The organism is Thiohalocapsa sp. (assembly GCF_019695415.1).
Taxonomy (GTDB): Bacteria; Pseudomonadota; Gammaproteobacteria; order Chromatiales; family Chromatiaceae; genus Thiohalocapsa.
This window is the reverse complement of record NZ_JAIFKJ010000612.1, coordinates 1-9093: the sequence shown is the minus strand read 5'-3', so window position 1 is coordinate 9093 and position 9093 is coordinate 1. Positions and strand designations below refer to the sequence as shown.

At 66.9% G+C, this 9093-nt stretch carries 5 protein-coding genes; 2 read left to right on the top strand and 3 right to left on the bottom strand.

Translation table 11 applies throughout. The features are described 5' to 3' along the window. Positions 1-1859, top strand: a 1859-nt coding sequence (locus I6U14_RS16795; protein WP_296900805.1) for a patatin-like phospholipase family protein, incomplete at its 5' end; no start/stop codon positions are given. A 289-nt stretch (positions 1860-2148) separates the two neighbouring features. Here I6U14_RS16795 and I6U14_RS16790 read toward each other — a convergent pair. Next, on the bottom strand, positions 2149-2277 hold the full coding sequence (locus I6U14_RS16790; RefSeq protein ID WP_296900804.1) for a hypothetical protein: 129 nt from the start codon (positions 2275-2277) through the stop codon (positions 2149-2151). A gap of 267 nt (positions 2278-2544) precedes the next feature. Between I6U14_RS16790 and I6U14_RS16785 the strand changes: the two genes are divergently transcribed. Then, a complete protein-coding gene (locus I6U14_RS16785) occupies positions 2545-4059 on the top strand; it encodes a BCCT family transporter (RefSeq protein WP_296900803.1) in 1515 nt (504 codons plus the stop codon). A 282-nt stretch (positions 4060-4341) separates the two neighbouring features. Here I6U14_RS16785 and I6U14_RS16780 read toward each other — a convergent pair whose 3' ends face one another. Both I6U14_RS16780 and I6U14_RS16775 read right to left on the bottom strand, forming a co-directional pair. Further along, positions 4342-7431 carry an efflux RND transporter permease subunit gene (locus I6U14_RS16780; RefSeq protein ID WP_296900802.1) on the bottom strand — a complete coding sequence of 1030 codons (3090 nt, stop codon included), beginning with the start codon at positions 7429-7431 and terminating at the stop codon, positions 4342-4344. A gap of 16 nt (positions 7432-7447) precedes the next feature. After that, the gene (locus I6U14_RS16775; RefSeq protein WP_296900800.1) at positions 7448-8641 is read right to left on the bottom strand and encodes an efflux RND transporter periplasmic adaptor subunit; all 1194 of its coding nucleotides are present in this window, start codon (positions 8639-8641) and stop codon (positions 7448-7450) included. Positions 8642-9093 lie beyond the last annotated feature (452 nt).

The window sequence follows — 9093 nt, the reverse complement described above, 5'->3', positions numbered from 1 at the left end:
TGAACCCGACCTTCGGTTTCAGCATCGGCCGGCGCGATGGCGAGCTTCGCCTGCCCAAGGGTGCGATCTCGGGGCAGGAGGTCGTCCTGTATCTGAGCGATCTGACCGCAGCGGCGGAGGGGGTCGCGCACTTCGATCAGCTCCCGATCCCGTTTCGCGCCGTGGCCACGGACCTCCAGACGGGCGAGATGGTCGTCTTCGACCGCGGGCCGTTGCCCTTGGCCATGCGCGCGAGTATGGCCGTGCCGGGCGTCTTCGCACCGTTGGAGACAGATGATCGGATCTACGTCGACGGCGGACTGGTGCGCAATCTTCCCGTCGACATCGCGCGCGCGATGGGCGTCGACCGACTCATCGTGGTCAAGCTCGACTCCAAACCGCCGACCCGCGAGCAGCTGAGCTCCGTGCTCGGCAGCATCGGGCAGATGATCAACTTTGTGTTCGCCCAGAACGAGGCGCGGTCGATGACCGAGATCGACCCTCAGCGCGATATCCTGGTCACACCGCAGCTCGGCGACATCGGCCCCGGCGACTTCGCCCGCGGCCCGGAGGCCATCGCGACCGGTGTCGCGGCCGCCCGCCGGGTCTCGGATCAGCTCGCGCGCTTAGGGGTGAGCCCGAGCGAGTACGCCGCCTGGCGCGCATCGGTGGAGCGTCGCCGCCAATCCGTCGAGCACATCGATGAAGTCCGCATCGTGGGTTTGGAGCGGGTCAGCCCGGAGCTCTTCGAGCCGGTCGTGGACAGACACCAGGGCCAGCCGCTCGACCGCGCCCAGCTCGAGAGCGACCTGAGCCGCCTCTATGGACGGGGGGACTTCGAGCGCGTCAACTACCGCATCGAGCGCGACGGCGGGCGCAACCTGCTCATCGTCGACGCCGTCGAGAAGGCCTGGGGACCGGGCTACCTGAGCTTCGGCCTTGGCCTCACCAGCGATTTCCAGGGCGACAGCCGCTTTGGGCTGCGCGCCACCTATCGCCAGACCTGGATCAACGACCTGGGCGGCGAGTGGCTCACCCAGGTCAACCTGGGCAACGAGCCTCAGCTCTATTCGGAGTTCTACCAGCCCTTCGATGCGGCGCGTACCGCCTTCGTCGCCCCCTACATCGATCTGGGCAAGGTCCCGCTTGGCCTCTTTCAGGGCAATGACCGGGTGGCCCGCTACGACATCACGCGCCAACGCGTCGGCGTGGACCTAGGTACCACCTTCGGCCGTTTCGCCGAGCTGCGACTCGGCCTCCTGTTCGGTGAGGTCGATGCCGACGTGGACACCGGCTCGTCACTCGTGCCCCAACTACACAACACAGAGTCGGGCTTGCGCGCCCGACTGCTCCATGACACGCGTGACAGCGGCGCGATCCCGCGCAGCGGCAGCTTCGCCCAAATCGATCTGTTCGCGCCGACCGAGGCGCTTGGCGCAGAGGAGGCGTATATCAGGACCGAGATCCAGGCCGTCACGGCGCTCAGCAATGGGCCCAACACCCTCGTCGCCAACCTGCGTGGCGGGACCGCGTTCGGTGACCAGATGCCCTACTACGATCAGTTCCCGCTCGGTGGCTTCCTCAAGCTCTCGGGCTACGCCAATGAGCAGTTTCGCGGCAACGAGTACGCGTTTGGCAGCCTGATCTATTACCATCGGCTCACCACGCTGACCCCGCCGCTCGGCAAGGGCCTCTACCTCGGCGGATCGCTGGAGGTCGGACGGCAATGGGACGTAATCGAGCCCCTCAATCCGAGCGAGACCCGCTACGGCGGCAGTCTCTTCTTCGGGGCCGACACCTGGCTAGGCCCCTTCTTCGTGGGCTTCGGCCTCTCGGGCGAGGGCGACACCACCGGCTACGTCAGCCTGGGCAGGCCGTAGCGCGCGCGGCCCGCCGTGTCCCCTGTGCTTAGTCGATGTTCCTTTCTCTCGCTGATGCCAAAGCGGCGCCGCCGTAAAGAGCCGCCGCGATTCCGAATGCCGGCAGCACCGGCAGGTGACGCACTCTCGTCATATCGATGTCTCCTCGTGTTGACCCCTTGGGAATGGCTGTGCAATCTCGCCGCATCAGGCCGTGACCCTGCAAGCCCGCGTGAACCAGTCAGGTCGTCGCCCGCTGCGGTAACGCAGCCGCGTATAGGCAACTTTCCGGATCGCAGCGGCGCGGCGCTTATTTCTTGTTCGTCGCTTCGCCGCTGATGGCGTTGCGACACTCGGCAAGGACGCCATCACGGTCTTGGAGCTCGCCCAGCAGGGCCTTGTCCTCGAGCGGAAAGCTCTTATCCAGGCGTCGAGTCAACGTTGGCGCATGCACGACGTCGTCGATGCCGCCGGCGCCGATCGCAGGCGGTGGCTGGTCTAGCGAGTATAGTCAGTCCCGCCTGCAGCGTATCCTTGTGTCCCAGCAAAAGCGGCCATTGCCGCGGATCGCGGACACCGAGGCTGGTGGCAAAAGGGAGTCAGTGCCGCGTGGTGATGTGACGCTTGCGGTGCTACCCTCGCCGCGGCGCCTGCCGAGCGCACAGGCGGGCGCGCGCTGAGGAATTTCCGCTCAACGGAGGGCGAGTTGTTCAAGAATCCGCTGCTGCTGACCGCGCTGGTGCTGACGGCACTCGTCGCACTCTGGGGTGTGCTCGACACCGCTGGACTCGCTGCGTTCGCACAGCAGGAGGTCGCCCAGCAATTCGAGAGCCGCGCCTGGTTCATCATGCTGGTGGCGAGCCTGATCGTGGTGCTGGTGCTCTGGCTCGCGCTCTCGCCCTTCGGCAATGTGCGCCTCGGTGCGGACGACGACCGCCCGGAGTTCTCCACCGTCAGCTGGCTCACCATGCTGTTCGCGGCCGGCATGGGCGTCGGGCTGCTGTTCTACGGCGCCGCGGAGCCGCTCACCCATTATCAGCTGATCCAGGAGCAGCTCGGCGCGGCCGGGCCCGCGGCCGGCTATGCGATGGTGGTGACCAACTTCAACTGGGCGCTGCACGCCTGGTGCATCTACGCGGTCACCGCGCTGGTGATCGCCTACTACGCCTACCGCAAGGGCCAGCCCGGCATCATCGGCACGCCCATCCGCTACAGCTTTCGCCGTGGCGGCTGGGTGCGGCCGGTGGCCTGGATCGCGGATCTGCTCGCCATCTACGCCATCGCCATCGGGCTCGCGGGCTCCCTCGCCATCGGCGTGTTCCAGGTGCAGGGCGGCATCACGAACCTGTTCGGGCTGAGCGGCGGCGACGATGCGCTGAAGCTCGCGGTGTTCGCGGTGCTCTGCATCGCCTTCCTTGTGCCGCTGAGCATGGACCTCTCGCGCGGCATGGCGGTGCTGTCGAACATCGCCATGGGCATCGCCTTCGTGCTGATGATTTTCATCCTGCTGGTGGGGCCGACGCACGCGCTGATGGACGGCATCGTCGACTCCATCGGCGGGTATCTATCGAGCTTGGTCCGGCAGAGCTTCGCGACCTTTCCGTTCTTCGGCGAGGCCTTCGAGGAGTGGTTCCATGCCTGGACGCTCAACTACATGGTCTGGTGGATCGCCTGGGCGCCCTTCGTGGGTGTGTTCGTCGCGCGCATCTCCCGCGGGCGCACCATCCGCGAGTTCGTGCTCGGCGTGGTGTTCGTCCCGAGCCTGTTCTCGCTGTTCTGGTTCGGCGTGTTCGGCGGGCTTGGGTTCTATGCCGCGCAGAACACCGATCTGCCGGTGGTGGACGTCGCGCTGAGCCAGCCGGAGAACACGACCTTCTTCGTGCTGAACGCGCTGCCGCTGGGCTCGCTCACCGGCGCGTTGACGGTGGCCGCCGCTTTCCTGTTCCTGGTGACCAGCGTGGTCAGCGCTGCCTTCGTGCTGTCCATGTTCTCCACCGGCGGCAACGAGGACCCGCCGGTGCGCATCAAGCTCATCTGGGGCGTGATCCTGGCGGCGCTGGGGCTCGCGATGATGCTCACCGGCGACACCGGCGTGGTGCGCAGCATCATTGCGCTCGGCGCCATCCCCTTCGTGTTTATCCTGCCGCTGCTGGCGGTGGCGTTCCTAAAGACGCTGCAACGCGAGGAGCGGGCAGCCATGCGAGGGCAAGCGCGGCCATGATTGTCGGAACCCTCATCGACACGGCACTCAACAGCGTCGTTTTCGCGTTCATCGGCCTGCTGGTTTGGCTGTACCTTCGCGAAGAGGACTCGACTTGAATCGTCGCCTGTCCCAGTCCCATTGCCCCTGGCGCCGTGGCTGATCGGCTATGCCGACTGATGCTTTGCAAGCGCCGCGAACCCTGGCGCCTCCCGGTCGGCGCCTGCGCCCAAGGTCGGCGAGCAAGCCACCGGCTTGGTTAGCCGTCTCCGTCGGGCTGGGGCCAGGTGTTCGCGCGTCGATTCAGGACAGTGCGTTGGTCGATACCTGGCTGCTCCCTACCTCCGCCGCCGCCCGCGGCACTTTCACCCGAAACAGGATCGCGTATAGGGTCGGTACGATCACCAGCGTGAGGATGGTCGCGAAGCCCAGGCCCGCCATCATGGTGATGGCCATGTTGACGAAGAACACGTCCGGCAGCAGCGGGATCAGGCCAAGGATGGTCGTCGTCGCGGCGAGCACGACCGGGCGCATGCGGCTGACGCCGGAGTCGAGGATGGCCTGGTAGGGCTCCTTGCCCCCGGCGATCTGCTGATCGATCTCTTCGATAAGCACGATGGCATTCTTGATCAGCAGGCCGACCAGGGCCAGGGCGCCGAGCATGGACATGAAGTCGAAGGCGGCGTCGGCGCCGAGCAGGCCGGCGGTGATGCCGATGATGGCCAGCGGCACAGTGAGCCAGATGATCAGCGGCTGGCGAATCTTGCCGAACAGAAGGATGCTGACCAGGATCATCGCCAGGAAGCTCGGCGGCAGCACGCCGAACAGCGCCGCCTGGGCCTTGGTCTGGTCCTCATACTCACCGCCCCAGCTCAGGTGATAGCCCGGCGGCAGCTCCATGGCCTCGATCTGGGGGCGCAGGCGCTCGAACAGCGGCGATGCCAGCGGGCCGCGGGGATTGCAGGAGGCGATGATGGTCTGCTCGCGGTCGCGCCCGCCGATGACCTGGTTCTCCCAGACCGTCTCGAAGCCGGTGACGACCTGGGCAACGGGTACCGAGCGCTGCAGCACCGGGCTCCAGACCTGCACGTCGCGCATGCTGTCCACGTCGGCGCGCTCGGCGCTGGGTGCGCGCACCAGGATCGGCAGCAGCCGCTCGCCGTCGCGATACAGCCCGACCTGGGTGCCGTCGAAGGCATACTGCATGGCCTTGGACAGCTCGTCGCGGGTGATGCCGAGCTGGCGGCCGACCTGCTCGTTGAAGATCGGCCGGATCACCTTGACCGGCTCGCGCCAGTCGTCGCGGACTTCCTTGGCGTCGGGGTCGGCGCGCATGATCGCCTTGGCCTCCTCGGCGAGCTCGCGCAGCACCGAGGCATCCGGGCCGGAGAAGCGCGCCTCGATTTTCAGATCCCGGCCGGGACCGATGAGCAGGGTTTTGAGGATCGGGTCGGTCCAGTACAGCTCCTCGCGCAGGTAGTCCTCGATCTTCGGCCAGACCTCGGCGATGCGCTCGCGGGTGTCGGTCTGCACGATGATCTGGGCGTAGGCCGGGGTCTGGTCCTTGCTGTCGTAGGTGAGCACGAAGCGTTGGTGCGGGCCGCCGATAGACGAGCTGGTCTGCACCACGCCGTCGAGGCTGCGCAGATACTCGGAGACCTTGAGCACGTCGTCGCGGGTCTTGCGGATGTCGGTGCCCTCCGGCTCCCAGATGTCGACGAAGAACAGGGGCGTGCTGGCGCTCGGGAAGAACGCCTGCTTGACATACCCGAAGCCCCAGAGCGCAGCCGCGAACAGCGCCACCACGACGCCGACAGTCAGCCAGCGAAAGCGCAACGCCCGGGCCACCAGGCCGCGGTAGATGCGAAACGGCGCCCCATCGTAGGCGTCCTCATCACCGCCGCTGCCGTCGCCCACCTTGAGAAGCAGCGCGCAGAGCACCGGCGTGGTGCTGATGGCGGTTATCCAGGAGAGCAGCAGCGAGATCAGGATCACATAGAACAAGGAGTTGGCGAACTCGCCGGTGCTGTCCGGGGAGAAGCCGATGCCGGCGAAGGCCAGGATGCCGATCACCGTACCCCCGAGCAGCGCCCAGATGGTCTTGCCGACGGTCTCGCCGGCGGCCTTGGACGCCGACATGCCGGCGCTCATGCGAACCAGCATGCCCTCGGCGACGACGATGGCGTTGTCCACCAGCATGCCGAGCGCGATCACCAGCGCCCCCAGGGAGATGCGCTGCAGCTCGATGCCCGCCAGCGCCATGATGAACAGGGTGCCGGCGACGGTGATGAGCAGCACCGAGCCGATGATGAAGCCCACCCGCAGGCCCATGAACAGCAGCAGCACGACGATGACGATGGCCACCGCCTGGGCGACGCTGATGAGGAAGCCGTCGACCGACTGTGCCACCTCCTCGGGCTGGTTGTAGATGGCCGCCAGCGCCATGCCCAGCGGGATGCTGCCCTGAAGCTCGGCGATGCGCGCGTCGAGCGCCCGGCCGACCTCCACCACGTTCTGGCCGGACATCATCGAGACACCAAGGGTCAGCGCGGGCTTGCCGTCCTCGTAGTAGTAGCGGCTCGGGACGTCGACATAGGCGCGATGGATCTCGGCGATGTCGCCGAGGCGGATGACGCGCCTGTCGTCGGAGCTGATCAGGGTATCGCCGATGGACTGCACCGAGGCCGACTCGCCGGTGGGCCAGAAGCGCAGGTACTCGTTGCCGACCCGCACATTGCCGGCATCGGCCACCAGGTTCTGCGATTGCAGCACATTGGCGATGGTCGCGAGCGAGATGCCCAGCTCCGCGAGCTTGGCGCGGGAGATGTCCAAGTAGGCCACCTCCTGCTGCTCGCCGCCGATGACGATCTTGCGCACGCCCGGCACCAGCACCAGCTGCTTTTTCAGCGCATCGGCGGTGTCCCAGAGGTCGCGCCAAGTGTAGCCCTCGCCGGTTAGGGCCAGGTAGACGCCGTAGACGTCGGCGAAGCTGTCGATGACCACCGGCGGCTGCGCGCCGGGCGGCAGCTTGTGCCGCATATCTGCCATCTTGCGGCGCAGCTCGTCGTAGATATCCGGGAAATCGGCGGCGCGGTATCTGTCCTTGAACTCGATGGTCACGTCGGACATGCCCGGCCGCGACACGGAGCGCTTGATCCACTTCACCTGCTCCATCAGCTGGATCGCCTCCTCCACGTGGTAGGTCACCTCGTCTTGCACCTGCTGCGCCGAGGCGCCCGGGTAGGCGGTGATGACCTTGGCCACCTTCACGGTGAAGGCCGGGTCTTCGAGCTTGCCCATGCTCTGGAAGCCCCAGATGCCGCCGCCCACCAGCACGATGACCAGCAGCCAGGAGATGACCGGGGTCTTGATCGAGTATTCGGCGATGCTCACGATCGGTTGCCAACGCTCACTGCGCGTCGCCGCCGGCGTCGGCGGGCGCCGGCACGGGCTCGGCCAGGGTTGGACGCTCACCCGCCCTAGGCTCGGCTTCCTCGCGCTGGGGCAGCAGCCGCACCTCCATGCCCTCGGCCAGATAGCCGACGCCGGCCACCACGACGCGCTCGCCGGCGCTCAGGCCCTCGGTGACCTCGATGGCGCCGCCGGCGAGCTGTCCCACCTCCACCGGCACCTTGCGCGCCGTCATCTCGGGCTCGTCGACCACCCAGACGAAGGGCTCGAGCGATGCGCCGGCAGTCACCGCAGAGGCCGGCAGCAGCACCCTGTTCTCCGCGTCGCCGAGCTGACTGAGATCCGCCGTCACCGTGGCTGTCATGCCCGGAAACACCAGAAAGTCCTCCGGTGCCGGCATGGTGTAGGTCACCTCGAAGGTCTGGGTGTCCGGGTCGGCGCGCGTCGAAACCTCCCGCAGCGTCAGCTGGAAGCGCTTGCCGGCCCGGCCGTCGAACGAGACCCAGGTGGGGACCCGCCCCGGCTCGGGCCGCCCGGCGTCCGACGGACGGATGGCCAGTAGGACGCTCTCCGGCACGTCCACCTTCACCTGGAGTGTGTCGTTGTCCTGCATGGCCAGCACGGCCTGCTTGGCTTCGACCTCCTCGAAGGGCTCGACGTATCGCTTACTGATGATGCCATCGAACGATGCCTGCAGCGTCGTATAGGCCAGATCCTGCTTGGCACGCGCCAGGGCCGCCTCGGCATTCTTGAACTCCGCCTCTTTGGTGTCGAACTCGGACCCGGAGATGAATCCGTCCTCGACCAGTTCCTGCGCCCGCTTGAAGTCGCTCTCGGTGCGGTCGAACGTCGCCTGCGCATCGCGCACGGCGATCTCGTAGTCCGTTGGGTCGACCCGGATCAGCTCCTGTCCCGCCGTGACCGCATCACCCTCTTTGACCAAGATCTCCTGCACCGTCCCCGGCACCCGAAACGCCAGCTCGGCCTTCTTCTCAGCGTCCACGCGACCGGCGAACTTGCGCTCCCCGCCCGCCTCGGGCGTGGCCACCAGCACCGTCTTCACTGGCCGGACCGGCGGCTCGGCGGGCGGCCCGTCATCACCGGAACAGCCGGGCAGCAGCGACAGCGTCAAGGCGACGACCGGCACGACGATGGCGAGCTGATCGAGCAGGGCAACGTTCGGACGGGACACAGCAGCTCTCTTTGAAGGGGGGTGGCGACTCATCATACCTCAAGGGGGCCGGGCGCCCGCTCCAGCTCGGCGATGCGCTGCTCCGCGTGCAGCGCTGCCGCGCAGACTGCGACGGCCCAAGTGGTGCCGAACTCTCGGTGGCGCGCGGCCGAGCCAGCCGTAACCGCGCAGGCTGCTGGCCGAGGCGGCTTGCCAATCGAGTCTTCAGCAAGTACCCCGATCGTCAAAAAGGTGCCGGCGATACGTCCTGATCCATACAAGCGCCCGGCCTGCGGAATCATTTCGTTGAGCGCAGTCTTGCTGGCGTGCCGGCCCTACATCGTGCCAAATCCGGTACACGCGTCTATGGTGACTGCGCCAGGCAACTATCCGTCGTATGCCGACTGTGTTTCGCCCGCTAAGCCCTCCGCCGCGCCTTGGAGGTGTGTTCGCTCACTGGTGCACTGCGGGCG